The organism is Microbacterium sp. SMR1 (genome assembly GCF_003289625.1).
In the GTDB taxonomy this organism is placed as follows: Bacteria; Actinomycetota; Actinomycetes; order Actinomycetales; family Microbacteriaceae; genus Microbacterium; species Microbacterium plantarum.
This window is the reverse complement of sequence record NZ_QMBN01000004.1, coordinates 213,901-239,386: the sequence shown is the minus strand read 5'-3', so window position 1 is coordinate 239,386 and position 25,486 is coordinate 213,901. Positions and strand designations below refer to the sequence as shown.

The window sequence follows — 25,486 nt, the reverse complement described above, 5'->3', positions numbered from 1 at the left end:
CCTCGCTGGCGAATTACTTGATGGACCCGCCGGCCGCGACGATCTTCTGCTCGGCAGAGCCCGAGACCTTGTCGACCGACACGTTCAGCGCCACCGAGATGTCGCCGGTGCCGAGCACCTTGACCTTCTCGTTCTTGCGGACGGCACCCTTCGCGACCAGGTCGGTGATGGTGACGTCACCGCCCTGCGGGTAGAGCTCCGCGAGCTTGTCCAGGTTCACGACCTGGTACTCGACGCGGAACGGGTTCTTGAACCCGCGCAGCTTGGGGGTGCGCATGTGGAGCGGCATCTGGCCACCCTCGAAGCCCGCCTTGACCTGGTACCGGGCCTTCTGACCCTTGGTTCCGCGGCCCGCGGTCTTACCCTTCGAGCCCTCACCGCGGCCGACACGGGTCTTCGCCGTGTTGGATCCGGGCACGGGACGCAGGTGGTGGACCTTCAGCACACCGGGACGAGCGGCCGTGGTCTCGGCCTTCGCCTTCTTGTCGTCCTTCTTCTCAGCCATCAGTCGATCTCCTCAACCTTCACGAGGTGCGCGACGGTCTTGACGTAGCCGCGCGTCTGCGCGTCGTCGGGACGGACGACCGAGTCGCCGATCCGCTTGAGACCCAGCGAACGCAGCGTGTCGCGCTGGTTCTGCTTCTCGCTCACCTTGGACTTGACCTGGGTGACCTTCAGTCGAGCGGCCATCAGGCACCTACCTTCTGTGCGGCGTTCGCCTCGGCCTCAGCGCGCACGAGGCGAGCCGGTGCGACCTGGTCGAAGTCCAGGCCACGGCGTGCGGCGACCGCACGGGGCTCCTCGAGCTGCTTCAGTGCCTCGACGGTCGCGTGCACGATGTTGATCGTGTTCGACGAGCCGAGCGACTTCGACAGGACGTCGTGGATACCGGCGCACTCGAGCACGGCGCGGACGGGACCACCGGCGATAACACCGGTACCGGCGGCGGCGGGGCGCAGGAGCACGACGCCGGCGGCTGCCTCACCCTGCACGGGGTGCGGGATGGTCGAGCCGGTGCGGGGAACGCGGAAGAAGTTGCGCTTGGCCTCTTCGACACCCTTCGAGATGGCGAGGGGGACCTCACGCGCCTTGCCGTAGCCGACGCCGACCAGCCCGTTGCCGTCGCCGACGACGACGAGAGCGGTGAAGCTGAAGCGACGACCACCCTTGACGACCTTCGACACGCGGTTGATGGTGACGACGCGCTCCAGGAACTGGCTCTTGTCGGCGTCGCGCGAACCGCGGTCGCGGTTGTTGCTGCGCTCGCGGCTTCCGCGGCGGGGCTCGCGGGCCTCGCGCTCGACGGGAGCGGTGCCTGCGGCCTGCTCGGTCGTAGCCTGTTCGGTCACAGGGTTCTCTCCGTTGTTGTTGGTCACTGCATCGCTCACAGGTTCAGACCTCCCTCGCGAGCGCCGTCGGCGATCGCTGCGACACGGCCCGCGTAGCGGTTGCCACCGCGGTCGAACACGACGTCTTCGACGCCGGCGGCCTTGGCGCGCTCGGCGACGAGCTCGCCGACCTTGCGGGCCTTGGCGGTCTTGTCACCGTCGAACGTGCGCAGGTCCGCCTCGAGGGTCGACGCCGAAGCCACGGTGTGACCCTTGGCGTCGTCGACGAGCTGCACGAAGACGTGGCGGGCCGAGCGGGTCACGACCAGGCGCGGCCGGGCCTCGGTGCCCACGATCTTCTTGCGAAGGCGGGCGTGACGACGCGCGCGCGCGTCGGACTTGCTCTTCACAGCCATGCTTACTTACCAGCCTTTCCGGCCTTGCGGCGGACGACCTCGCCCGCGTACCGCACACCCTTGCCCTTATAGGGCTCGGGCTTGCGGATCTTGCGGATGTTGGCCGCGGTCTCGCCGACCGCCTGCTTGTCGATGCCGCTGACCGTGAGCTTGTTGTTGCCCTCGACGGTCAGGGTGATGCCGGCGGGTGCCTCGACGGTGACGGGGTGCGAGAAGCCGAGAGCGAACTCGACGGACGAGCCCTTCTGAGCGACGCGGTAACCGGTGCCGACGACCTCGAGACCCTTGGTGTAGCCCTGGGTCACGCCGATGATGTTGTTGTTGATCAGGGTGCGGGTCAGGCCGTGCAGGGCACGCGACTCGCGCTCGTCATCCGGACGGGTGACGAGAACCTGGTTCTCCTCGACCTTGGCCTCGATGGGCTTGGCGACGGTCAGTCGCAGCTCGCCCTTGGGGCCCGTGACGAGGACGTCCTGTCCGGTGACCTCGACGGTCACACCGGCAGGGATGTCGATGGGGAGACGTCCAATACGCGACATCAGATCACCACACGTAGGCGAGGACTTCCCCGCCGACGCCCTTCGAGTCGGCCTGGCGGTCCGTGAGGAGGCCAGAGGAGGTGGACAGAATCGCGACACCCAGGCCACCGAGGACCGTGGGCAGCTCGGTCGACTTCGCGTACACGCGGAGACCGGGCTTGGAGACGCGCTTGATGCCGGCGATCGACCGCTCGCGGTTGGGGCCGTACTTCAGCGTCATGGTGAGGGTCTGGCCGACGCGGGCATCGGTGACCTCCCAGCCGGAGATGTAGCCCTCCTGCTTGAGGATCTCGGCGATGTTGGTCTTGAGCTTCGAGCTCGGCAGCGACACGGAGTCGTGGTGCGCCGAGTTCGCGTTGCGCAGACGGGTCAGCATATCTGCGACCGGGTCTGTCATCGTCATAGGTGTGTTCCTTCGATCATGAGGTTTCGACTGCCGTTACACGACAGGCGACCTTCGATGAATGTCCATATTCAGTTGTGCAGTCGTTCGGCCCCGGAGCATGCCCCGAGGCCGAACGATCGATTGTACCGGATTACGCCTGGGCGTCGTCCGACTTGAACGGGAAGCCGAGCTGGCGGAGCAGCGAGCGTCCCTCGTCATCCGACTTCGCCGTGGTGACGATCGTGATGTCGAAACCACGGACGCGGTCGATCCGGTCCTGGTTGATCTCGTGGAAGACCGCCTGCTCCTGCAGACCGAAGGTGTAGTTGCCGTGACCGTCGAACTGCTTGGGCGACAGACCGCGGAAGTCGCGGATGCGGGGCAGCGCGAGGTTCACGAGACGGTCGATGAACTCCCACGCACGGTCACCGCGGAGGGTGACGTGCGCGCCGATGGCCTGGCCCTCGCGCAGCTTGAACTGCGCGATGGACTTGCGGGCCTTCGTGACGATCGGCTTCTGACCCGTGATCTTCGTCAGGTCGTCCACGGCGCCGTCGATCACCTTGCTGTCGCGAGCTGCCTCGCCGACACCGGTGTTCACGACGACCTTCACGAGACCGGGGATCTGCATGACGTTGGCGTAGCCGAACTCTTCCTGCAGAGCCTTCTTGATCTCGCTCTGGTACTTCTGCTTCAGGCGGGGCTGGATCTTGCCAGCCGCCGCGGCAGTGGTGCTGCTCATATTCAGAGGTCCTTGCCGCTCTTCTTCGCGTAACGCACGCGGACGGTGCGCTTCACGCCGTCCTTCGTCTTCTCCTCGACGCGGTGGCCGACGCGGGTCGGCTTCTTCGTCTCGGGGTCGACGACCTGGACGTTCGAGATGTGGATGGGGGCCTCGAAGGTCTCGATGCCGCCCGTCTTGGTGCCACGCTGCGTCTGGCCGACGCGGGTGTGCTTGGTGACGTAGTTCACGCCCTCGACGATGACGCGGTTCTGCTCGACGAGGACCTCGAGGACCTTGCCCTGCTTGCCACGGTCGCCGCCGCGCTCGGGCTTGGCGCCCGTGATGACCTGAACCAGGTCACCCTTCTTGATGTTCGCCATGATCAGATGACCTCCGGGGCGAGCGAGACGATCTTCATGAACTTCTTGTCGCGAAGCTCACGACCGACCGGTCCGAAGATGCGGGTGCCACGGGGCTCCCCGTCGTTCTTCAGGATGACGGCGGCGTTCTCGTCGAACTTGATGTACGAGCCGTCGGGACGGCGCGTCTGCTTGACGGTGCGGACGATGACGGCCTTGACGACATCACCCTTCTTGACGTTGCCACCGGGGATCGCGTCCTTGACGGTGGCGACGATGATGTCGCCCAGTCCGGCGTACCGGCGGGCGGAGCCGCCGAGCACGCGGATGGTGAGCAGCTCCTTGGCGCCGGTGTTGTCGGCGACCTTGAGGCGGGATTCGGTCTGAATCATGAGATCACTTCGCCTTCTCGAGGACCTCGACCAGACGCCAGCGCTTGGTGGCGCTCAGCGGGCGAGTCTCGTTGATGAGGACGAGGTCGCCGATGCCGGCGGTGTTGGCCTCGTCGTGGGCCTTGACCTTCGACGTGCGGCGGATGACCTTGCCGTAGAGCGGGTGCTTCACGCGGTCCTCGACCTCGACGACGATCGTCTTGTCCATCTTGTCGCTCACGACGTAGCCGCGACGAGCCTTGCGGTAACCGCGGGCCTGCGGGTCGCGGACGTCGTGCTCGCCGTGCTCGTGGCCCTCGGCGACAGCCTCAGCGGCGTTCTTGTCGGTAGCCATTACTCGGTCTCTTCCTTCGCGGCCTCGGTGGCGTCATCCGCCTTCTTGGCCTTGGTCTTCTTCGCCTTCGGCGCCTCCGCGACGGGCGTGGCACGAATGCCGAGCTCGCGCTCGCGGATCACCGTGTAGAGCCGCGCGATGTCGCGCTTGACCGCACGGATGCGGCCGTGGCTCTCGAGCTGGCCGGTGGCCGACTGGAAGCGCAGGTTGAACAGCTCTTCCTTGGCCTTGCGCAGCTCCTCGACGAGGCGCTGGTCTTCGAACGTGTCGAGCTCGCTCGGGGCGAGCGTCTTGGTGCCGACAGCCATTACGCGTCGCCCTCCTCGCGCTTGATGATGCGTGCCTTCAGCGGCAGCTTGTGAATGGCACGGGTCAGGGCCTCGCGAGCGAGCTCCTCGTTGACTCCGGCGACCTCGAAGAGGACGCGACCCGGCTTGACGTTGGCGACCCACCACTCCGGCGAGCCCTTACCCGAACCCATGCGGGTCTCGGCGGGCTTCTTGGTGAGCGGACGGTCGGGGTAGACGTTGATCCACACCTTGCCGCCACGCTTGATGTGACGCGTCATGGCGATACGAGCGGACTCGATCTGACGGTTGGTCACGTAAGCGGGCGTGAGTGCCTGGATACCGAACTCGCCGAAGGAGACCTTCGTGCCGCCGGTGGCCTGGCCATCGCGCTTGGGGTGGTGCTGCTTGCGGTACTTGACCTTGCGGGGGATAAGCATCAGGCCGACGCTCCTTCTGCCACGGGGGCCTCGTTGCGGGGACCGCGACGGCGGTCACCGCGGTCGTCGCGACCGCGCGAGGTCTTCGGCGCGTTGGCCTGCTCGCGAGCGAGCTCCTTGGCCGTCAGGTCGCCCTTGTAGATCCAGACCTTCACGCCGATGCGGCCGAAGGTGGTCTTGGCCTCATAGAAGCCGTAGTCGATGTTCGCGCGGAGCGTGTGCAGGGGCACGCGGCCCTCGCGGTAGAACTCCGAGCGGCTCATCTCCGCGCCGCCGAGGCGGCCCGAGACCTGGATCCGGATGCCCTTGGCACCGGCGCGCTGAGCGCCCTGCAGACCCTTGCGCATCGCGCGGCGGAAAGCCACACGAGCGGAGAGCTGCTCGGCGATGCCCTGCGCGACGAGCTGGGCGTCGGCCTCGGGGTTCTTGACCTCGAGGATGTTGAGCTGGATCTGCTTGCCGGTGAGCTTCTCGAGGTCGGCGCGGATGCGCTCGGCCTCGGCGCCACGACGACCGATCACGATGCCCGGGCGGGCGGTGTGGATGTCGACGCGGACGCGGTCACGGGTGCGCTCGATCTCGATGTTGCTGACGCCGGCGCGGTCGAGCGACGTGGTCAGCAGACGACGGATCTTGATGTCCTCGGCGACGTAGTCGGCGTAACGCTGGCCCGGCTTGGTCGAGTCCGAGAACCAACGCGACACGTGGTCCGTGGTGATGCCGAGGCGGAAGCCGTACGGGTTGACTTTCTGTCCCATTACTTGCTCGCCTTCTTGCTCGTACCGGCGGCCGCGGCATCCGCGTTCTCCGGCGTCGACAGCACGACCGTGATGTGGCTCGTGCGCTTCTTGATCTGGAAGGCACGACCCTGGGCGCGGGGCTGGAAACGCTTGAGCGTCGTGCCCTCGTCGACGTACGCGTTCTTCACGTACAGGTCTGCATCGTCCAGGAACTCGTTGTCCTTGTCGGCCTTGACGCGAGCGTTCGCGACGGCCGAGGCGACGAGCTTGTAAATCGGCTCGCTGGCGCTCTGCGGGGCGAACTTCAGGATGGCGAGTGCCTCCTGAGCCTGCTTGCCCTTGATGAGCGCGACGACACGACGAGCCTTCTGAGGGGTCACGCGGATGTGCTTCACGCGCGCGGTGGATTCCACCATGTCTCTCCTCCTCTGTCCTCTCTGGAACTGCCCCCGCGTCAGCGGCGGCGGCCCTTCTTGTCGTCCTTCACGTGGCCGCGGAAGGTGCGGGTGGGCGCGAATTCGCCCAGCTTGTGGCCGACCATGGTCTCGGACACGAACACGGGGATGTGCTTGCGTCCGTCGTGAACGGCGATCGTGTGGCCGAGCATGGCCGGGATGATCATCGAACGGCGCGACCAGGTCTTGATGACGTTCTTGGAGCCGGCTTCGTTCTGCGCGACCACCTTGCGAAGCAGGTGCTCGTCGACGAAGGGGCCCTTCTTCAGGCTGCGAGGCATCTTCCTCTACTCCTACTTGCGCTTCTTGCCGGCGTTGCGACGGCGGACGATGTACTTGTCGCTCTCCTTGTTGGGGTGGCGGGTGCGACCCTCAGCCTGGCCCCAGGGAGTGACGGGGTGACGTCCACCGGACGTCTTGCCCTCACCACCACCGTGCGGGTGGTCGACCGGGTTCATGGCGACACCACGAACCGTCGGGCGAACGCCCTTCCAGCGCTTGCGGCCGGCCTTGCCCCAGTTGATGTTCGACTGCTCGGCGTTGCCGACCTCGCCGATGGTCGCGCGGCAGCGCGCATCGACGTTGCGGATCTCGCCCGAGGGCAGACGCAGCTGAGCGTAGGGGCCGTCCTTCGCGACCAGACGCACGCTGGCGCCGGCCGAGCGAGCCATCTTCGCGCCGCCGCCGGGACGGAGCTCGATGGCGTGGATGACCGTACCGGTCGGGATGTTGCGCAGCGGCAGGTTGTTGCCGGGCTTGATGTCGGCGCCGGCACCCGACTCGACGATGTCGCCCTGCTGGAGCTTGTTCGGGGCGATGATGTAGCGCTTCTCGCCGTCGAAGTAGTGCAGCAGCGCGATGCGCGCGGTGCGGTTGGGGTCGTACTCGATGTGAGCGACCTTGGCGTTGACGCCGTCCTTGTCGTTGCGACGGAAGTCGATCACGCGGTACTGGCGCTTGTGGCCACCACCGATGTGACGCGTCGTGATGCGGCCCTGGTTGTTACGGCCACCGGTCTTGGCGATCGGGCGGAGGAGCGACTTCTCGGGCGTCGATCGGGTGATCTCGGCGAAGTCGGCCACCGACGAACCGCGGCGACCCGGGGTCGTGGGCTTGTACTTGCGAATAGCCATGTTCGTTGTCCTCTATCCCGACCGTCAGCCGACTGCCGTGAAGATGTCGATGGTGCCCGACTTCAGGGTGACGATGGCGCGCTTGGTGTCCTTGCGCTTGCCGGTGCCGAAGCGGGTGCGACGGGACTTGCCCGCGCGGTTGAGCGTGTTGACCGCTGCGACCTTGACGCCGAAGATCTTCTCGATCGCGAGCTTGATCTCGGTCTTCGACGCACGGGGGTCCACGAGGAACGTGTACTTGCCCTCGTCGATGAGCCCGTAGCTCTTCTCGGAGACGACCGGCTTCAGGATGATGTCGCGCGGGTCCTTGTTGACGGCGGTCATGCCGAGACCTCCTCGGTGGCGCCGGCCTTGGACGCGACGAACGCGTCGTAGGCGGCCTTGGTGAAGACGAGGTCGTCCGAGACGAGCACGTCGTAGGCGTTGAGCTGGTCGAACGTCAGCACGTGGACGTACGCGAGGTTGCGCACGCTCTTGACGGTGATCTCGTCACCGCGCTCGATGACCACGAGGACGTTCTTCGTGGCGCCGAGGCCGGTCAGAACCGCCGCAGCAGCCTTGGTCGAGGGCGTGCCCTCGACACCGAACGAGTCGACGATGTGCAGACGCTGGCCGCGAGCACGGTCGCTGAGCGCTCCGAGGAGCGCGGCGGCGACCATCTTCTTGGGGGTGCGCTGCGAGTAGTTGCGCGGCTTGGGGCCGTGCACGATGCCACCACCGGTCATGTGCGGCGCGCGGATCGAGCCCTGACGGGCGTTACCCGTGCCCTTCTGCTTGAAGGGCTTGCGGCCGGCGCCCGAGACCTCACCGCGACGCTTGGTCGAGTGGGTGCCCTGGCGAGCCGCCGCGAGCTGCGCGACGACGACCTGGTGGATGAGGGGAACGTTGGTCTTGACGTCGAAGAGCGCGGCAGGCAGCTCCACGGAGCCGGCCTTCTTGCCGGAGGCGCTCCGGACGTCGAGCGCGAGAGTCGAGTCAGCCATGATCAGGCACCCTTCACAGCGTTGCGGACGTAGACGATGCGGCCGCGTGCACCGGGGACGGCGCCCTTGACGAGCAGCAGACCCTTCTCGGCGTCGACGGCGTGCACCGTGAGGTTGAGGACGGTCACGCGCTCGCCACCCATGCGGCCGGCCATGCGCATGCCCTTGAAGACGCGGCTGGGCGTCGACGAGGCACCGATGGAACCGGGCTTGCGGTGGTTGCGGTGCGCACCGTGCGAGGCCGAGACGCCCTTGAAGTTGTGGCGCTTCATGACACCCGCGGTGCCCTTGCCCTTGCTGGTGCCGACGACGTCGACCAGCTGGCCGGCCTCGAACGTGTCACCGGCGGTGAGCTCCTGACCGAGTGAGTAGTCAGCGGCATCCGCCGTGCGCACCTCGGTGAGGTGGCGACGGGGGGTCACGCCGGCGGCCTCGAAGTGGGCCGTGAGGGGCTTGTTGACCTTGCGGGGGTCGATCTGGCCGGCAGCGATCTGGACGGCCGAGTAGCCGTCCTTCTCGGGCGTACGGACCTGGGTGACCACGTTCGGCGCGATCTCGATGACCGTGACGGGGACGAGCTTGCCCTGCTCGTTCCAGACCTGGGTCATGCCGAGCTTGGTGCCGAGGAGGCCCTTGGAAACCTTGGAGTTGATGTCAGCCATGTCGAACCTCAGAGCTTGATCTCGATGTTGACGTCGGCCGGGAGGTCGAGTCGCATGAGCGAGTCGACAGCCTTGGGCGTCGGGTCGACGATGTCGATCAGACGCTTGTGGGTGCGCATCTCGAAGTGCTCGCGGCTGTCCTTGTACTTGTGGGGCGACCGGATGACGCACACGACGTTCTTCTCGGTCGGCAGCGGCACGGGTCCGACGACAGTCGCGCCCGCACGGGTCACGGTGTCGACGATCTTGCGTGCCGAGGTGTCGATGACCTCGTGGTCGTACGACTTCAGGCGAATGCGGATCTTCTGTCCCGCCATTTGTCTGCTCACTCTCTTTATCGCGTCTTACGTCTCGCTGGTCGCGAGCGCATTGGACGCCCGGTGGCGCGGTCTGCGCCGGGCACTTCTCACCGCCGGGGCGGTGATGCTGCACCACTGTTCTGATGTCAAACCCGCGGGTCTCCCTGCGGTTCCGCACCGTGCGCGCACGCGCGCATCCTGTCTCCAGGTCGGTGTGGGGTTCGATGTTCATCTGCCCGCGGCCTAGGACTCTGCGCTTCGCGCCGCCTATGCACTGTCGTGACAGTGATCCGGGATGCTGGGCACCCGTCGGAATGTGGAACCTGAATAGTCTACGTGCCGCCCGGGCGTGTCGCAAACCCGGGCGTGTCGCGATATCCGCGTCGCGTCCCGCACCGTGGCGGCGGGCCGCCGAGCACGCACTCTCCCCGCGAACACGCACCTTCTATGGTGCACCCTCGCGGCGACGGTGCGTCCTCGGAGCGACGGATCGCGCTCAACGCAGGAGACCGTGGGCGCGGAGGAACGCGGCGAACGTCGGGCGGGATGCCAGGCGCTCCCAGCCCCAGCGCACCGGGGTCCAGCCGGTCGCCGCGACGACGCGGCTCTCGCGCTCGCGCTGGGCGCGCAACACGTCGCGGGGCGAGCGTCCGGCCGTCAACGCCGGGTCGAGGTACTTGCCGTCGCCGTCGAACTCGCCGAACCTCCGCAGCCGAGGCCACGCGAAGTCGAGGAACGCCCACTGCCCATCGCCGATCGCGACGGGCTGCTGGAGCGCCGGTTCCGCAGCGCCCAGCTGCAGCATCCACAGCCGGCTGATGCTCTCGCCCGGCAGCTGTGCCCGCCCGTCGGCGATCGAGGCGACGAACCGCGCACTGCGGATGCCGCGGGCACCGGGCGCCTGCTCGATGCGAGCAGTCACATCGGCGACGAGCGCTGCGGCGGCGGCGGGGTCGTAGGCGCCGTTGCCGCGCCACGCCGCCGCTCGCAGCGCCGCGTCCATCGCTGCCGTCGCGGTCTCGGCCTTCTCGGCGCAGAGCAAGTCGAACAGCGTGCGCGCGAGGTTCGTCGCCTGCAACGCACCGATGCGCGAGACGTCGGCGTCCGCGACCTCGTGCCGGTGGCGCACGACGTCGCTGCGACTCGGCGCGGGCGCCGGACCGAGCTCGAGCGTATGCACCCGGGAGTCGTCGCCTCGGTGGACCGGCAGTCCGTGCAGCGCGGCGGCCGTCGTGTGCGAGAAGACCGGCTCGCGGGTCGCGACAGCGGCGAGGGCGTGCGCGCGCAGCCGCATCCGCTCCTCCGGTCGCGCGGCCGCCCAGCGCGCCGCCGCGACGTAGACGCCCCGCCGGACGCGCACGAGCTCTCCGTCACCGACGGCCCGTTCGAGCGTGGACGTCTCGCCGCGACGGCGCGCATCGCGCCGGAGGATGAGGTCATCGCATTCGGTCACTCCCCCACGATGCCGCCCGCGCCGCCCCCGCATCCGCGCCCCCCTGCTCCCCGTGCACGCTCCCGCCCCCGCCCGTCCTGGGGAGAAACCACCGCCCCGAACGCGAGAACGCACCGACACCACGACCACGCACCATTCACGGTGCGCTCTCGCGGAGGCGGTGCGTTCTCGGCGCTCGGCCTACTGGTTGCCGATGTTCTTGTCGACGTTCTCGCGGACCTCGTCGACCTTGCCATGGTGCTGCTCCGGGACGACCTTCTTCACGGCATCCGCCGCACCCTGGAGGAACTTGTCGCTGACCTCCTCGGCCTTCTCGCTCTTGAGTGCTTCCTCGATCTTGTCGCGATTCTGCTCGAACATCTGCTTGCCCTTGTTGATGATGTCGTCGACGCCCATGATCGTCCTTTCGTCGGGTCGCTATCCCGCTATGACAGCGCGTGCCGGCACACCACGTCAACAGCTTGCGGAAACGACGAAACCCCCCGGACCCGAAGGTCCGAGGGGTTCCGCGAAGGAAGTCGCGAGACTTACTTGATGATCTTGGTCACCGTGCCGGCGCCGACGGTGCGGCCACCCTCACGGATCGCGAAGCCGAGGCCCTCTTCCATGGCGATCGGCTGGATGAGCTCGACCGACATGTCGGTGGTGTCACCGGGCATGACCATCTCGGTGCCCTCGGGCAGCGAGATGACGCCGGTGACGTCCGTGGTGCGGAAGTAGAACTGCGGGCGGTAGTTCGTGTAGAAGGGGTTGTGACGGCCACCCTCCTCCTTCGAGAGGATGTAGGCAGTGCCCTCGAAGTTGGTGTGCGGGGTAACCGAACCCGGCTTCACGACGACCTGGCCACGCTCGACGTCGTCACGCTTGGTGCCGCGGAGGAGCAGACCACAGTTCTCGCCGGCCCAGGCCTCGTCGAGCTGCTTGTGGAACATCTCGATACCGGTGACCGTGGTCTTCTGCGTCGGGCGGATGCCGACGATCTCGACCTCGGAGTTGATGGCGAGGGTGCCGCGCTCGGCGCGGCCCGTGACGACGGTTCCACGACCGGTGATCGTGAAGACGTCCTCGACGGGCATGAGGAACGGCTTGTCCTTGTCACGCACCGGGTCGGGGATCGACTCGTCGACGGCGTCCATGAGCTCGACGATCGCGTTGACCCACTTCTCGTCGCCCTCGAGAGCCTTCAGGCCCGAGACGCGGACGACAGGAGCGTTGTCGCCGTCGAAGTCCTGCGACGACAGGAGCTCGCGAACCTCGAGCTCGACGAGCTCCAGGATCTCCTCGTCGTCGACCATGTCCGACTTGTTGAGCGCGACCAGCAGGTAGGGAACGCCGACCTGCTTGGCGAGCAGGACGTGCTCGCGGGTCTGAGCCATCGGGCCGTCGGTGGCGGCGACCACGAGGATCGCGCCGTCCATCTGAGCGGCACCGGTGATCATGTTCTTGATGTAGTCAGCGTGACCCGGGGCGTCGACGTGAGCGTAGTGACGCTTGGGGGTCTCGTACTCGACGTGCGAGATGTTGATCGTGATACCACGCTGACGCTCTTCGGGCGCCGAGTCGATGGACGCGAAGTCACGCTGCACGTTGGTGGCCGACGGGTACTTGTCGGCGAGCACCTTCGAGATCGCCGCGGTGAGCGTCGTCTTGCCGTGGTCGACGTGACCGATGGTTCCGATGTTGACGTGCGGCTTGGTCCGCTCGAACTTGGCCTTAGCCACTGGGTCCTCCTCAGGACTGTCGTTGTAGATCTCCGGGCGCTGGATTGCGACCGGTTCTCTACGGGGATGTTTTCACTCTAGTAGAGAGGTCGATATTCAGTTTGAGTGGATGCCGGGAGCCTGGGCCCCCGGCATCCCGAGGGCTTACTCGCCCTTGTTCTTCTGGACGATCTCGTCGGCCACCGCGCGCGGGACCTCGGAGTAGCTGTCGAACTCCATCGAGTAGACCGCGCGGCCCGAAGTCTTCGAGCGCAGGTCGCCGATGTAGCCGAACATCTCCGACAGGGGGACGAGAGCGCGGACGATCTTGATGCCCGAGCCGTCCTCCATCGACTGGATCTGGCCACGACGCGAGTTCAGGTCGCCGATGACGTCGCCCATGTACTCCTCGGGCGTACGCACCTCGACAGCCATCAGGGGCTCGAGGATGACCGGGTTGGCCTTGCGCAGCGCCTCCTTGAAGCCCATCGAGCCGGCGATCTTGAACGCCATCTCGGACGAGTCGACGTCGTGCGACGCGCCGTCGATGAGGATCGCCTTGACACCCACGATGGGGTAGCCGGCGAGCACGCCGACGTTCATCGCGTCCTGGAAGCCCTGGTTGGTCGGCTCGATGTACTCGCGCGGGATGCGGCCACCGGTGACCTTGTTCTCGAACTCGTACGTCTTGTCGGCCGTGACCTCGAGCGGCTCGATCGCGAACTGGATCTTCGCGAACTGACCCGAACCACCGGTCTGCTTCTTGTGGGTGTAGTCGTGACGCTCGACGGCCTTCTTGATCGTCTCGCGGTACGCGACCTGCGGCTTGCCGACGTTCGCCTCGACGCGGAACTCGCGCTTCATGCGGTCGACGAGGATGTCGAGGTGCAGCTCGCCCATGCCCTTGATGACGGTCTGACCCGTCTCGGGGTTGAGCTCGGTGCGGAACGTCGGGTCCTCTTCGGCGAGCTTCTGGATGGCGACACCCAGCTTCTCCTGGTCGGCCTTGGTCTTCGGCTCGATCGCGACCTCGATGACGGGCTCGGGGAACGTCATCGACTCGAGGACGACGGGCTCGGCCGGGTCGGCGAGGGTGTCACCGGTGGTGGTGTCCTTCAGGCCGATGACGGCGTAGATGTTGCCCGCGGTGAGCGAGTCGACCGGGTTCTCCTTGTTGGCGTGCATCTGGAAGATCTTCCCGATGCGCTCCTTCTTGCCCTTGGTCGAGTTGATGACCTGCGCGCCGGAGTCGAGGTGACCCGAGTAGACGCGGACGTAGGTGAGTCGACCGAAGAACGGGTGCACCGCGACCTTGAACGCCAGCGCGGCGAACGGGTCGTTGGCGTCGGGGTGACGCTCGATGATCTTCTCTTCGTCCTTCGGGTCGTGCGCCTCGATGGCGGGCACGTCGAGGGGCGACGGGAGGAAGTCGACGACCGCGTCGAGCATGGGCTGCACACCGCGGTTCTTGAACGCGGAGCCGCAGAGCACCGGGTACAGCTCGCCGGCGACGGTGAGCTTGCGGATGGCGCCCTTGATCTCGGCGACGCTGAGCTCCTCGCCACCGAAGAACTTCTCGAGCAGCGCGTCGTCGGACTCGGCGACGGTCTCGAGGAGGCGCTGACGGTACTCGGCGGCCTTGTCGGCGAGGTCGGCCGGGATCTCCTGGATCTCGTACTTCGCGCCCATGGTCACGTCACCCTTGGCGTCGCCGGGCCAGACCAGCGCGCGCATCTCGACGAGGTCGATGACGCCCACGAAGTCGTTCTCGGCGCCGATCGGGAGCTGCAGCACGAGCGGCTTGGCGCCCAGGCGGCTGACGATGGTGTCGACGGTGAAGTAGAAGTCGGCGCCCAGCTTGTCCATCTTGTTGACGAAGCAGATGCGCGGGACGTCGTACTTGTCGGCCTGACGCCAGACGGTCTCGGACTGGGGCTCGACGCCCTCCTTGCCGTCGAAGACCGCCACCGCACCGTCGAGGACGCGCAGCGAACGCTCGACCTCGACCGTGAAGTCGACGTGACCGGGGGTGTCGATGATGTTGATCTGGTTCTTGTTCCAGAAGCAGGTCACGGCGGCAGACGTGATCGTGATGCCGCGCTCCTTCTCCTGCTCCATCCAGTCGGTGGTCGAGGCGCCGTCGTGCGTCTCGCCGAGCTTGTGGTTGACGCCCGTGTAGAACAGGATGCGCTCGGTCGTCGTCGTCTTGCCGGCATCGATGTGCGCCATGATGCCGATATTGCGGACCTTGTTGAGGTCGGTGAGCACTTCTTGTGCCACGGGCTGTTCCTTACGTTTGGTCGGGAGCGCCGGCCGGAGAGGTTCCCCCGGCCGGCGCCGAGAAGCTGTTTACCAGCGGTAGTGCGCGAAGGCGCGGTTCGACTCGGCCATCTTGTGGGTGTCTTCGCGGCGCTTGACCGCGGCACCGAGGCCGTTCGAGGCGTCGAGGATCTCGTTCTGCAGGCGCTCGGTCATCGTCTTCTCACGACGGCCCTTGGCGTACGAGACGAGCCAGCGCAGCGCGAGCGTGTTCGCGCGGTGCGGCTTGACCTCGACGGGCACCTGGTAGGTCGAGCCACCGACGCGGCGGCTCTTGACCTCGAGGGTCGGACGGACGTTGTCGAGCGCCTTCTTCAGCGTCGCGACGGCGTCCTGGCCGTTCTTGGCCTCGACACCCTTGAGGGCGGTGTAGACGATCGACTCGGCGATCGACTTCTTGCCGTCGACGAGGATCTTGTTGACGAGCTGCGTGACGATCGGCGCACCGTAGACCGGGTCGTTGACGACGACGCGGCGGGGTGCGGGTCCCTTACGAGGCATCTAACTCAACCCTTCTTCGCGCCGTAGCGGCTGCGAGCCTGCTTACGGTTCTTGACGGCCTGGGTGTCGAGCGCACCGCGGACGATCTTGTAGCGGACACCGGGGAGGTCCTTCACACGACCGCCGCGGACGAGCACGAGCGAGTGCTCCTGCAGGTTGTGGCCCTCGCCGGGGATGTAGGCGGTGACCTCGGTGCCGTTGCGGAGCTTGACACGAGCGACCTTGCGCATGGCCGAGTTCGGCTTCTTGGGCGTGGTCGTGTACACGCGGGTGCAGACACCCGCCTGCTGGGGGTTCGCCTTCAGAGCGGGCGCCTTGGTCTTGGTGACCTTCGGCGAGCGACCCTTGCGAACCAACTGCTGAATGGTTGGCACGTTCTCTCCTTGTAGTGCTGCACGGTGACAGCGTCGTGGTTTCACCACAGATCCACCGGCGCGTCACGAATGCTGCGTTTTCGAAGGGTGGATATGCCGTGGGGGCGTCCTGTTCGCAGAACGATCCCGATTCGCGTGCTCCGCTTCGACCTGATCATCGGACCGAGGCACGACGCAGGGCGCGCACGAGCGCACACCCGATCAATGATACGCCTCTCCGGCGAGGCGGGCAAACGCCGATGCGAGCCGGTGGTATCGGCGTCAGGCTCCGGGCCGCTCGATGCGCAGTTCGGCGTCGCCGAGGAGGAAGCGCTCGCCCGCCGGCGCGTCCGATCCGGGCTCGAGCTCGATCTCGGTCCCGAGGAAGTTCGTCAGCACGACGCCGTTCGTCGAGTGCAGGTCGGTGATGTGCCACAGCCCCGAGCGCAGTTCGAGACGGGCGTGCGTCTTGGAGACGGTGCGCGTGCGGTCCTCGATGGCCACGAGCTGGGCACGCGGGTAGGCGGGGTCCGGCGCGGGCTGACGCCCGACGATCGCGACGTCACCGGTGAGCGGTGCGATCTCCCCGTCGGGCAGCACCAACTGCCAGTACACCCGGCGCCGAGCGACGACGACGGTGTGGTCGACGTCGCCGTCGTCGGAGACCTCGGCGCGGCGCAGCTGGGCGGGGACCGCCGCTTCGGCCGTCCGCGGAGCCCCCGCCGCCGGAGCGCTCGCGACCGCGGAGACCTCGTCGGACAGCTCCGGGAACTCGTCGGGCGTGCGCGCGAAGGCGCGGCGGGCGATCGGCGTCGCCGAGACGGCATCCCAGGTGCGGCGACCCGCCCCGAAGCCGGACGCGGAGTCGGGGTCGGCGAACGACGGGACCACACCGGGACGATCGGATGCCGCCCGCGACGGGAACGGCGACGGCGAGATCGCCGAGACGTCGTCGATCTCGGACGGCCAGCGCGCGTCGTCGGATCCGTCTTCGTCGGCGTCCGCGTCGCGGATGGCGGCATCCTCATCGGGCCGCGTCTCGACCTGCGGGGCGGGTTCGCGCAGGATCGGCTCGCGCGCCTCTCTCGGGGCCGGCTCCGAGAACGCGGGCCGGGCCTCGGGCTGCGCCGGGGCGTCGTCGGGCTGCTGCTCAGGAGAGGATGCCGCGGCGGGCTCGGCGGCCACGGGTTCCGGCTCGACCGGGTGAACGTCCGGAGCGGCCGGCTCGACGGCCGGCTCGGTCGCCGACCGGCTGCGATCGGGTGCCGGCGCGGAAACGTCGGGGGTGGACGAGGCTGGGGTGGTCGCGGCGGGGGCGAACGGCGACGGCGGCGCCCACGGCGACGGCTGCAGGTCGGTCGGCGCCTCTTCGCGCTCGGGTACGGCGGCCGCGTCGGCCTCACCGCTGGCGGCGTGCGGCTCGGGGCTGAAGTGACGTGCCGACAGGGTCGGGCTCGCCAGCGTCGGCGGCGCCGCCGGCTCGGGAGAGCGGGCCGGGCGGAACTGCGCGTCGCGCTCCGGATCCGACTCGGACAGCGGCGGGGTGAAGACCCACGGCGGCGCCGTGACCTCGGCGGCCTGCTCGCCCCGCCAGCGGGCGGGACCGAGACCGAGGATGCTGGCCCACACGACGAAGAGCAGTGCGGCGAGCACCGTCATGCCGGGACCGGCGCCGAAGCCGCGGCCGATGCGGTGCGCCGCCATCACCAGCAGCACGTACACCGCGAGCGGCCCGAGCACCGGGACGAGGCCGATGAGGACGAGCCACGGGCTGAAGCCGCCGATGCGCAGCACGACCGCGATGTTCAGCAGCGGCACCCACCCCTGCCACGGCTCCTCGTCGGTCTTGCGGAAGAGCCCGGCCAGCGCCAGCGCCGTCCAGACATAGAGGACCGCACCCAGCACCGTCGAGAGGACGACGAGCAGGATGAGGAGCGATTCGTTGCCGGAGGTGGTCATCGCATCCCACGATAGGGCCCGCGACGCCGCGTCACCGCCGTCACGGTTCACCGCCGCGCTCCGCGCCGGGCTCGAAGGGCGCATCGAGCGACCGCGTGAGCTCGGCGAGCATCGCCTCGATCTGGGGCTCGACATGCTGCGCGACGGCGGCCTGCACGCGCAGCCGGTGGTGCAGCAGCACCGCGCAGACCTCGCGCCCGATCATGTTGGCGTAGTCGTCGGCGAGACCGACCTCCTGCCGCAGGGCGGCTTTCGCCTCGCTGCTGAGCGGCGGCAGTTCGGGCACGGCGTCGTCGGACTCCTGCGCGAGGCCGGAGATGGTGAAGAGGAACGGCGCCCCGGCCACCGGTTCCGGATCGAGCGGCAGGCCGTCGAACTCGGGCTCGAGCCCTTCGGAGGGCCGGTACGTACGCGCGCGGTTGCGTGCGGCCTGCTGGTCGAGCTCGGCCTGCAGCATCGGCAGGTTGCGCGAGGTGTACTCAGCGACGGCGGCATCCACGATCGCCTTCATGCGTGTGGAGAGTCCGTGCTGCACGCCGTGCGGGACGTCCGACCCGAGACCCACCGCCGACAGCACCGGCGAACCGATGCAGCGACGGCAGGGAGCGATGCGCCCTCGGTGCGTCGCTGGCTGCCAGCGCGGCAGCCAGCGCAGCCAGGCATCCACCGCCTGGCTGACCTGGGTCTCGAGCGACCGCTCCACGGGCCTATTGTGACCGATCCGAGCCGGTCGGTCCGGGATTTCGCGTCATTCGTCCTCGTCGCGTTCCCAGGCCCACCGTGGCGGAGTCGCGCGCGTGCGGACCAGCGCGACGGCCGTCCAGCCCGAGATCGCCGCCGCGGCGACGAGGAGCACGCCGAACCAGGAGACCGCGAAACCGCCGGCCGCGGCCAGGGCTCGCGCCGCGTCGACCCCGACGAGCAGCGCGGCCACGACCAGGCCGGCGAGATACGACAGCAGCGCGACGATGCCCACCGGAACCGAGATCGCGTACGAGGGGCGCGGCACCCGCAGCACGGTGGCCAGCGTGGCAGCGATCGCGATGACCGCGGCGCCGAAGCCGACGGCGCCCGGGATCGGGCCGAGACCGCGGACGGCGACGACGTCCTGGCCGGTCACCAGGCTCAGGATGCCGAGGCCGCAGATGGCGAGCGCCCCGAAGCCCACGACCGCGAATGCGGTGGCGAGCCCGGGGCGCATTCCGCCGGAGGGGGTGGACATCAGTAGCGGTGCAGCTGAGGCCCCGCCTCGAGGGTGCGCTCGTATTCGCGCTGCGCCTCAGCGTTGAGCTCGGTGACTCGGCGTCCGCGGGCGGCGACCCACGCGCCGAACCAGATCGTCAGCTCGCGACCCGCGACCAGAGCGACGAGTGCGAGCGGCGCGAACGCCTGCTCGCCGACGATGGTCAGGGCCTGGCTCGGGGCGATCGTCCAGAACGGCGCCTGGAAGAGCTGTCCGGCGATGTGCCCCGCGTAGGACGCGAGGCCCACGAGGAGTCCGAGGAGGACCCACAGGCCCCAGCGGCCGCGGTTGATGAACGCGCCCAGGATCCAGAAGGCGAGGAAGAACACCACGACGGGAACCCAGAACCACCACGAGGTGGCGGCGGCGAGGGCCTGATCGCCGATGTTGGCCGTCGTCACCTCGCCGCGTACGGCGTCGATGCCCAGGGCCGCGCCGAGGTAGATCAGCGCGAAGGCGATGGCCGCCAGGAGGCCGATGGCACCGGCCGCTCCACGGTTGCCCCGCGGAGTCGGCGCCTCGGGGGCCTGGACGAAGATCGGCTGCGGGCTCGGGGCCGCAGCCGCCGGCGTCTCGGCGACGGGCTCGCTCGCGCTCACGGTGCGCGTGGCGCCGGCGTCGGTGTCATCGGCACCGTAGGCGCGCGTGGCGGTGTCGCTCGCGGCTGCTCCGCCCGCGGCGGTCGTAGCGGCGGCGGCGCCTGCTGCCCCGCCCGCGGCGGCATCCCGGTCAGTCGTCGCCGCAGCATCCGCCTCGGCGTCGCGCGGGGTGTCCCACTCGCTCGGCGAGTTCCACGCGTCGTTCGACGACGAGCCGACGGTGTCGGTGCGCTCGTCGCGCGCTGCGGCGGCATCGATCCGAGCGGCATCCGCGTCGGAGGTCGTTCCGTCGGCGACGGCTCGGTCGGTCGAGGCGTCGGCGCTCGCGGACCGCTCGGGGAGAGTTCCGGAACCGGCGTAGGCGGCATCCCAGTCGTCGGCCGAGACCGCATCGCGCGACGCCTCGGCGTCGGCGAGCCCGGCCCGGGCGCTGCCCACGACGTCGTCCACCGGCTTCGGCTCTTCGACCGGCTCGCCGTACTTGGGGTCGCTCATGCGATGTGCTCCTCACGCGGTGGCCGGTGCCGCCGCAGAGGCGAGGATATCCCGGCGATGCGGGCGTGCCGCGCAGGCGTGCCGACGTGTCTGCGCACCCGCGCGTGCGAGCGGACGTATCGTCGTGCCATGACCTCGCGCGCCCTTCCCCGCCTCGCGCCGGCCGCTCTCCTCATCGCGGCCGCATTGCTCGCGGGATGCGCCCCGGAACCGGGGACCGCCGCCGGGCCGGCACCCGATACGAGCGCGTCCGCAGATGCCCCGAGCCCGACCCCGGCCATGACGGTCTCCGCCGAAGCGGGCGGCCCGCCGCCGACGGCATCCGGCTCTGTCGTCTCGACGACGGTCCTCCCCCGCGACTGCGCCGGCATCCTGGGCGCCCCCGCACGCGCCGCGCTCGCGTCGGTGCCGCTGAACGACGCGGCCTTCGGCGAGAGCGGGTCGCTTCCGGACGGGTCACTGCGCTGCGTCTGGGCCGACCCGGCCGCCGATACCGCGAAGATCGAGACCACGATCGCCTACGCCGAGCGCAACCCGGTGATCGATTTCTTCAACGAGCTCACCGAGATCGGGTTCACCTGCTACGAACCGGCGGGCGGCGTGCGCTGCGAGAAGACCTGGCAGAACGCGCGCTACCCCGTCACCGACGGACGGACGCTCTTCTTCCGCGACGGCGTGCTCATCGACACCCAGTTCTCGCACCTCGCCCCCGAGGGGTACACGACCGGCATCATCGCCTCGGTGTGGCCGGCGGGAGCGGCCACACCCGCTCCCTGAGGGGTCGCACGACCCGGGGCGACCGGGCGCGCAACGAGGTCAGTCGCCCGACGTGAAGACCGCGTTTCCGACCCGGCTGGCGTACTGCTCGGGATGCCACGCCGACTGCGACGTCGACACCCAGCGCCCGCCCCCTGCCTCGATCGTCTCGACGAGGTCGCCGGCGGTGCGCGAGCAGAGCGTGCGCGCGCCGCGCTCGTCGCACGTGAAGCCCTGAGCGGGCAGCGCGGATGCCGCGATCGAACCGGCATCCGTCCCCACCGCTCCGACCGTGGTCGAGATCGACCCCGCGTCGGAGGTCCAGCTGCAGGTGAAGCGCACCTCCGGCGCGAGCGCCTCGACGAGGGCCACGGCGGTCGACACGGGGGCGTCCTGCGACTGCTCGAGCTTCGCGCCGGGGGCGTACTGGAGGGTCACCCAGAGCGCCTCGGGGTACAGATCCCGACATTCCTGCGGGCCGTCCGCCGCAGCGGCCTCACCGCCGGCGCCCGCTCCGCTGCCGCCGAGCAGTCCCATGCCCGTCGACACGAGCGGCACGGTCAGCACTGCCAGCACCCCGATGACGCCCGCGCAGAGGACCCCGACGATCCACGCGAAGACGACATTCCGACCACCGATGCGTGCCACGTCTCCACGCTAATCCGACGGGAAGCGCTCTCGCCCACCGACACGACGAAGGGCCCCGGGACATGCCCGGGGCCCTTCGCGAGATCAGCGATCGATCAGTTGTAGCTGGTGAAGTCGCCGTCGGTGGAGAAGCTGTCGAAGTCGACGTAGCTCAGGTCGGCGTCGCTGTACGCACCGTCCGACGCGAAGATGCGGTTGGGGTACCGCTCGCTCTTCGCCTCCTCCGTCGCCTCGACGGCCACATTGCGGTACTTCGCAAGGCCCGTTCCGGCGGGGATGAGCTTTCCGATGATGACGTTCTCCTTGAGGCCGACGAGCGGGTCGCTCTTGCCCTCCATGGCCGCCTGCGTGAGGACGCGGGTGGTCTCCTGGAACGACGCGGCCGACAGCCACGATTCGGTCGCGAGCGACGCCTTCGTGATACCCATCAGCTCGGGGCGGCCCGACGCGGGACGCTTGCCCTCGGCCACGGCCTCGCGGTTGATCTGCTGGTACTTCTTGAAGTCCACCAGCTCACCCGGGAGCAGCGTCGTGTCGGCGTGGTCGACCACGGTGACCTTCCGCAGCATCTGACGGACGATGACCTCGATGTGCTTGTCGTGGATCGGCACACCCTGCGAGCGGTAGACGCCCTGCACGCCGCCGACGAGGTACTTCTGCACCTCGCGGGCACCCTGCACGCGCATGATGTCCTTCGGGTCGAGCGTGCCCACCTGCAGCGGGTCGCCGACCTCGACGTGCTGCCCGTCCTCGACGAGGAGCGTCGCACGCTTCAGCACCGGGTAGACGAAGGGCTCGTCGCCGTTGTCGGGCGTGATGATGACCTTCTTGGCCTTCTCGGTCTCGTCGATCGTGATGCGGCCGCTGGCCTCCGCGATCGGCGACGCACCCTTGGGGGTACGGGCCTCGAAGAGCTCCTGCACGCGGGGCAGACCCTGCGTGATGTCGTCGGCCGAGGCCGAACCACCGGTGTGGAAGGTACGCATCGTCAGCTGGGTACCGGGCTCACCGATCGACTGGGCGGCGATGATGCCGACCGCCTCGCCGATGTCGACGATCTTGCCGGTGGCCAGCGAACGGCCGTAGCACTTCGCGCAGACACCCACGGCCGAGTCGCAGGTCAGGACCGAGCGCACCTTGATGGAGGTCACCCCGCCCTCGACGAGCTTGTTGATCAGCACGTCGCCCACGTCGTCACCGGCCGCGGCCAGCACCTCACCCGAGGGCGAGACGGCGTCTGCGGCGAGGGTACGGGCGAACACCGAGTTCTCGACGTTGGCGTCCTTGATGAGGGCGCCGTCGGCACCGGGTGCGGCGATCGGGAGCTCGAGGCCCTTCGACGTGCCGCAGTCGTCCTCGCGGATGATGACGTCCTGCGAGACGTCCACCAGACGACGGGTCAGGTAACCCGAGTCGGCGGTACGCAGAGCGGTGTCGGCCAGACCCTTACGGGCACCGTGCGTCGCGGTGAAGTACTCCGCCACCGACAGCCCCTCGCGGTACGAGGAGATGATCGGACGCGGCATGATCTCACCCTTGGTGTTGTTGACCAGGCCTCGGATACCGGCGATGTTACGGATCTGCAGCCAGTTACCACGGGCACCCGACGAGACCATGCGGTTGATGGTGTTCTCGGCGGGGAAGTTCGCCTTCATGGCGGCCTGGACCTCGTCGGTCGCCTCGGTCCAGATCTTGATCTGCTCCTGACGACGCTCGGCGTCGGTCACGAGACCCTTCTCGAACTGGCCCTGGACCTTCGAGGCGAGCTTCTCGTACTTCGAGATGATCTCGGCCTTGTTCGGCGGCGTCAGGACGTCGCTGAGCGCCACCGTGACGCCCGAGCGGGTCGCCCAGTGGAAGCCGGCGTCCTTGATCCGGTCGAGGGATGCCGCGACCTCGGTCTTGGGGTACTCCTCGGCCAGCTTGTTGACGATCTGCGACAGCTTGCCCTTGTCGGCCTGCTCGCGGACGAACGGGTAGCCCTTGGGCAGGGTGTCGTTGAAGATCGCCTGTCCGAGCGACGCGTCGACCAGACCGTGGCGCTCGTAGCCCTCGGGGGCGTCGCCCTCGAGGAACGCGAGACCCGGGATGCGGATGCGGACCTTGGCCTGCAGGTCGAGGGTGCCCTCGTCCTTCGCCAGGATCGCCTCGCCGACCGAGCCGAACACGCGGCCCTCGCCCTTGGCACCCTCGATGACCGTGGTCAGGTGGTGCAGACCGATGATCATGTCCTGCGAGGGCAGGGTGACCGGACGGCCGTCCGAGGGCTTGAGGATGTTGTTCGACGCGAGCATCAGGATGCGGGCCTCGGCCTGCGCCTCGACCGAGAGCGGCAGGTGGACGGCCATCTGGTCACCGTCGAAGTCCGCGTTGAACGCGGCGCAGACGAGCGGGTGCAGCTGGATCGCCTTGCCCTCGACGAGCTGGGGCTCGAAGGCCTGGATGCCCAGGCGGTGCAGGGTGGGTGCACGGTTGAGCAGCACGGGACGCTCGCGGATGATCTCCTCGAGCACGTCCCAGACCTCGGGACGCGTGCGCTCGACGGCACGCTTGGCCGCCTTGATGTTCTGCGAGTGACCGAGGTCGATCAGGCGCTTGATGACGAACGGCTTGAAGAGCTCGAGGGCCATCTGCTTGGGCAGACCGCACTGGTGCAGCTTCAGCTGGGGTCCGACGATGATGACCGAACGACCCGAGTAGTCGACGCGCTTTCCGAGCAGGTTCTGACGGAAACGTCCCTGCTTGCCCTTGAGCATGTCCGACAGCGACTTCAGCGCACGGTTGCCGGTACCGGTGACGGGGCGACCACGGCGGCCGTTGTCGAACAGCGCGTCGACGGCCTCCTGCAGCATCCGCTTCTCGTTGTTGACGATGATCTCGGGAGCCCCGAGGTCGATCAGACGACGCAGACGGTTGTTGCGGTTGATCACGCGGCGGTACAGGTCGTTGAGGTCGGAGGTCGCGAAGCGGCCACCGTCGAGCTGGACCATCGGACGCAGCTCCGGCGGGATCACCGGGACGACGTCGAGCACCATCGAGGCCGGCGACATGCCGGTCTGCAGGAACGAGTTGACGACCTTGAGGCGCTTGATCGCACGGATCTTGCGCTGGCCCTTGCCCTCGGAGATCTGCAGGTGCAGCGAGTCGGCCTCGGCGGCCAGGTCGAACGCCGCGAGGCGACGCTGGATGCCCTCGGCGCCCATGTAGGCCTCGAAGTACTGGCCGAAGCGGTCCTGCAGCTCGTGGAAGACGTCGTCCTCCTGCTTGAGCTGGCCGACCTCGAGGGAGCGGAACTCCTCCCACACCCGCTCGAGGCGCGAGATCTGCTCGTCGAAGTTCTTGCGGACCGTCGCCATGTCCTTCTCGGCGGAGTCCTTGGCCTTCTTCTTCTGGTCGGCCTTGGCGCCGTCGGCCTCGAGGGTCGCGAGCTCCTCCTCCAGCTTGGCCAGACGCGTCGCCACGCGGGCGTCACGGCGGTCACCGAGGTTCTTGATCTCGAGGCGGAGGTTGTTCTCGTGCGTGGGGAGGTCGCGGTGACGCGCATCCTCATCGACCGAGATGACCATGTACGCGGCGAAGTAGATGACCTTCTCGAGGTCCTTCGGCGCCATGTCGAGCAGGTACCCGAGGCGCGAGGGCACGCCCTTGAAGTACCAGATGTGGGTCACGGGAGCGGCGAGCTCGATGTGGCCCATGCGCTCACGACGGACCGAGGACTTGGTGACCTCGACGCCGCAGCGCTCGCAGACGATGCCCTTGAAGCGGACGCGCTTGTACTTTCCGCAGGCGCACTCCCAGTCGCGGGAGGGGCCGAAGATCTGCTCGCCGAAGAGGCCGTCCTTCTCGGGCTTGAGCGTGCGGTAGTTGATGGTTTCGGGCTTCTTGACCTCGCCGAAGGACCAACGACGGATGTCGTCAGCAGTGGCCAGGCCGATGCGAAGCTGATCGAAGGTGTGTGACTCGAGCACTGATTCTCCTGTGTCG

General features: G+C 68.2%; 33 protein-coding genes. 1 reads left to right on the top strand and 32 read right to left on the bottom strand.

The features are described 5' to 3' along the window. Window positions 1-13 precede the first annotated feature (13 nt). From rplO to DO944_RS14040, 30 genes are all read right to left on the bottom strand, one after another. Window positions 14-505 (bottom strand): 50S ribosomal protein L15, encoded by a 492-nt coding sequence (gene rplO, locus DO944_RS14180; protein WP_181574259.1) that lies wholly within the window; start codon window positions 503-505, stop codon window positions 14-16. Continuing rightward, the gene (gene rpmD, locus DO944_RS15720) at window positions 505-690 is read right to left on the bottom strand and encodes a 50S ribosomal protein L30 (RefSeq protein WP_023954062.1); all 186 of its coding nucleotides are present in this window, start codon (window positions 688-690) and stop codon (window positions 505-507) included. Before rpmD ends, rplO begins: the two co-directional genes overlap by 1 nt. Then, window positions 690-1,388 (bottom strand): 30S ribosomal protein S5, encoded by a 699-nt coding sequence (gene rpsE / locus DO944_RS14175; protein ID WP_023954060.1) that lies wholly within the window; start codon window positions 1,386-1,388, stop codon window positions 690-692. The genes rpmD and rpsE overlap by 1 nt, the downstream gene beginning before the upstream one ends. Next, window positions 1,385-1,744 (bottom strand): 50S ribosomal protein L18, encoded by a 360-nt coding sequence (gene rplR, locus DO944_RS14170; RefSeq protein WP_112617793.1) that lies wholly within the window; start codon window positions 1,742-1,744, stop codon window positions 1,385-1,387. Before rplR ends, rpsE begins: the two co-directional genes overlap by 4 nt. Before the next feature lie 2 nt (window positions 1,745-1,746). Then, window positions 1,747-2,283 carry a 50S ribosomal protein L6 gene (rplF, locus tag DO944_RS14165; protein ID WP_112617792.1) on the bottom strand — a complete coding sequence of 179 codons (537 nt, stop codon included), beginning with the start codon at window positions 2,281-2,283 and terminating at the stop codon, window positions 1,747-1,749. Between the two features lie 4 nt (window positions 2,284-2,287). After that, a complete protein-coding gene (gene rpsH / locus DO944_RS14160; RefSeq protein ID WP_112617791.1) occupies window positions 2,288-2,686 on the bottom strand; it encodes a 30S ribosomal protein S8 in 399 nt (132 codons plus the stop codon). Between the two features lie 133 nt (window positions 2,687-2,819). Next, window positions 2,820-3,410, bottom strand: coding sequence for a 50S ribosomal protein L5 (gene rplE, locus DO944_RS14155; RefSeq protein WP_112617790.1), 591 nt, complete (start codon window positions 3,408-3,410; stop codon window positions 2,820-2,822). 2 nt (window positions 3,411-3,412) lie between these two features. After that, entirely contained in the window at window positions 3,413-3,772 is a 360-nt protein-coding gene (gene rplX / locus DO944_RS14150; RefSeq protein WP_112617789.1) for a 50S ribosomal protein L24, read from the bottom strand. 2 nt (window positions 3,773-3,774) lie between these two features. Continuing rightward, a complete protein-coding gene (gene rplN, locus DO944_RS14145) occupies window positions 3,775-4,143 on the bottom strand; it encodes a 50S ribosomal protein L14 (RefSeq protein ID WP_023954050.1) in 369 nt (122 codons plus the stop codon). 4 nt (window positions 4,144-4,147) lie between these two features. Continuing rightward, window positions 4,148-4,477 carry a 30S ribosomal protein S17 gene (gene rpsQ, locus DO944_RS14140; RefSeq protein WP_023954049.1) on the bottom strand — a complete coding sequence of 110 codons (330 nt, stop codon included), beginning with the start codon at window positions 4,475-4,477 and terminating at the stop codon, window positions 4,148-4,150. Next, window positions 4,477-4,785 carry a 50S ribosomal protein L29 gene (gene rpmC / locus DO944_RS14135; protein ID WP_023954048.1) on the bottom strand — a complete coding sequence of 103 codons (309 nt, stop codon included), beginning with the start codon at window positions 4,783-4,785 and terminating at the stop codon, window positions 4,477-4,479. The genes rpsQ and rpmC overlap by 1 nt, the downstream gene beginning before the upstream one ends. Continuing rightward, window positions 4,785-5,204, bottom strand: a complete 420-nt coding sequence (gene rplP, locus DO944_RS14130) for a 50S ribosomal protein L16 (protein ID WP_023954047.1) — start codon at window positions 5,202-5,204, stop codon at window positions 4,785-4,787. Before rplP ends, rpmC begins: the two co-directional genes overlap by 1 nt. After that, window positions 5,204-5,962 (bottom strand): 30S ribosomal protein S3, encoded by a 759-nt coding sequence (rpsC, locus tag DO944_RS14125; RefSeq protein WP_023954045.1) that lies wholly within the window; start codon window positions 5,960-5,962, stop codon window positions 5,204-5,206. Before rpsC ends, rplP begins: the two co-directional genes overlap by 1 nt. After that, window positions 5,962-6,360: a 50S ribosomal protein L22 gene (gene rplV, locus DO944_RS14120; protein ID WP_036304774.1), complete on the bottom strand. Its 399-nt coding sequence runs from the start codon at window positions 6,358-6,360 to the stop codon at window positions 5,962-5,964. The genes rpsC and rplV overlap by 1 nt, the downstream gene beginning before the upstream one ends. A gap of 38 nt (window positions 6,361-6,398) precedes the next feature. After that, window positions 6,399-6,680, bottom strand: a complete 282-nt coding sequence (gene rpsS, locus DO944_RS14115) for a 30S ribosomal protein S19 (protein WP_023954043.1) — start codon at window positions 6,678-6,680, stop codon at window positions 6,399-6,401. Between the two features lie 12 nt (window positions 6,681-6,692). Continuing rightward, window positions 6,693-7,532: a 50S ribosomal protein L2 gene (gene rplB, locus DO944_RS14110; RefSeq protein ID WP_023954042.1), complete on the bottom strand. Its 840-nt coding sequence runs from the start codon at window positions 7,530-7,532 to the stop codon at window positions 6,693-6,695. Window positions 7,533-7,556: 24 nt separating this feature from the next. Next, window positions 7,557-7,856 carry a 50S ribosomal protein L23 gene (gene rplW / locus DO944_RS14105; RefSeq protein WP_023954040.1) on the bottom strand — a complete coding sequence of 100 codons (300 nt, stop codon included), beginning with the start codon at window positions 7,854-7,856 and terminating at the stop codon, window positions 7,557-7,559. Continuing rightward, entirely contained in the window at window positions 7,853-8,515 is a 663-nt protein-coding gene (gene rplD, locus DO944_RS14100) for a 50S ribosomal protein L4 (RefSeq protein WP_023954038.1), read from the bottom strand. Before rplD ends, rplW begins: the two co-directional genes overlap by 4 nt. 2 nt (window positions 8,516-8,517) lie before the next feature. Beyond that, the gene (gene rplC, locus DO944_RS14095; RefSeq protein ID WP_023954036.1) at window positions 8,518-9,177 is read right to left on the bottom strand and encodes a 50S ribosomal protein L3; all 660 of its coding nucleotides are present in this window, start codon (window positions 9,175-9,177) and stop codon (window positions 8,518-8,520) included. 8 nt (window positions 9,178-9,185) lie between these two features. Then, window positions 9,186-9,494 (bottom strand): 30S ribosomal protein S10, encoded by a 309-nt coding sequence (gene rpsJ, locus DO944_RS14090; RefSeq protein WP_017201594.1) that lies wholly within the window; start codon window positions 9,492-9,494, stop codon window positions 9,186-9,188. Between the two features lie 478 nt (window positions 9,495-9,972). Further along, window positions 9,973-10,929 (bottom strand): hypothetical protein, encoded by a 957-nt coding sequence (locus DO944_RS14085; protein ID WP_112617788.1) that lies wholly within the window; start codon window positions 10,927-10,929, stop codon window positions 9,973-9,975. 180 nt (window positions 10,930-11,109) lie between these two features. Continuing rightward, window positions 11,110-11,325 carry an Rv0909 family putative TA system antitoxin gene (locus tag DO944_RS14080; protein WP_023954031.1) on the bottom strand — a complete coding sequence of 72 codons (216 nt, stop codon included), beginning with the start codon at window positions 11,323-11,325 and terminating at the stop codon, window positions 11,110-11,112. Between the two features lie 131 nt (window positions 11,326-11,456). Further along, on the bottom strand, window positions 11,457-12,650 hold the full coding sequence (gene tuf / locus DO944_RS14075) for an elongation factor Tu (protein ID WP_023954029.1): 1,194 nt from the start codon (window positions 12,648-12,650) through the stop codon (window positions 11,457-11,459). Window positions 12,651-12,794: 144 nt separating this feature from the next. Further along, window positions 12,795-14,909, bottom strand: a complete 2,115-nt coding sequence (fusA, locus tag DO944_RS14070) for an elongation factor G (protein ID WP_112617787.1) — start codon at window positions 14,907-14,909, stop codon at window positions 12,795-12,797. Window positions 14,910-14,978: 69 nt separating this feature from the next. After that, complete coding sequence (gene rpsG / locus DO944_RS14065) at window positions 14,979-15,449, bottom strand: 30S ribosomal protein S7 (protein ID WP_023954027.1); 471 nt, start codon at window positions 15,447-15,449, stop codon at window positions 14,979-14,981. 5 nt (window positions 15,450-15,454) lie between these two features. Further along, window positions 15,455-15,823 carry a 30S ribosomal protein S12 gene (rpsL, locus tag DO944_RS14060; protein ID WP_018187369.1) on the bottom strand — a complete coding sequence of 123 codons (369 nt, stop codon included), beginning with the start codon at window positions 15,821-15,823 and terminating at the stop codon, window positions 15,455-15,457. A gap of 261 nt (window positions 15,824-16,084) precedes the next feature. Further along, the gene (locus tag DO944_RS14055; RefSeq protein ID WP_112617926.1) at window positions 16,085-17,761 is read right to left on the bottom strand and encodes a DUF5684 domain-containing protein; all 1,677 of its coding nucleotides are present in this window, start codon (window positions 17,759-17,761) and stop codon (window positions 16,085-16,087) included. A 40-nt stretch (window positions 17,762-17,801) separates the two neighbouring features. After that, window positions 17,802-18,464 (bottom strand): spermidine/putrescine ABC transporter substrate-binding protein, encoded by a 663-nt coding sequence (locus DO944_RS14050; RefSeq protein WP_112617786.1) that lies wholly within the window; start codon window positions 18,462-18,464, stop codon window positions 17,802-17,804. 45 nt (window positions 18,465-18,509) lie between these two features. Beyond that, window positions 18,510-18,983, bottom strand: a complete 474-nt coding sequence (locus tag DO944_RS14045) for a hypothetical protein (protein ID WP_112617785.1) — start codon at window positions 18,981-18,983, stop codon at window positions 18,510-18,512. After that, window positions 18,983-20,098 (bottom strand): ABC transporter, encoded by a 1,116-nt coding sequence (locus DO944_RS14040; RefSeq protein WP_112617784.1) that lies wholly within the window; start codon window positions 20,096-20,098, stop codon window positions 18,983-18,985. The genes DO944_RS14045 and DO944_RS14040 overlap by 1 nt, the downstream gene beginning before the upstream one ends. Window positions 20,099-20,227: 129 nt before the next feature. Here DO944_RS14040 and DO944_RS14035 point away from each other — a divergent pair, with 129 nt between their 5' ends. Next, window positions 20,228-20,875 carry a hypothetical protein gene (locus tag DO944_RS14035; protein WP_112617783.1) on the top strand — a complete coding sequence of 216 codons (648 nt, stop codon included), beginning with the start codon at window positions 20,228-20,230 and terminating at the stop codon, window positions 20,873-20,875. 39 nt (window positions 20,876-20,914) lie between these two features. Here the strand turns inward: DO944_RS14035 and DO944_RS14030 are convergent, their stop codons facing one another. Next, window positions 20,915-21,502: a hypothetical protein gene (locus DO944_RS14030; protein WP_112617782.1), complete on the bottom strand. Its 588-nt coding sequence runs from the start codon at window positions 21,500-21,502 to the stop codon at window positions 20,915-20,917. A 95-nt stretch (window positions 21,503-21,597) separates the two neighbouring features. Continuing rightward, window positions 21,598-25,470 (bottom strand): DNA-directed RNA polymerase subunit beta', encoded by a 3,873-nt coding sequence (locus DO944_RS14025; protein WP_112617781.1) that lies wholly within the window; start codon window positions 25,468-25,470, stop codon window positions 21,598-21,600. Window positions 25,471-25,486 lie beyond the last annotated feature (16 nt).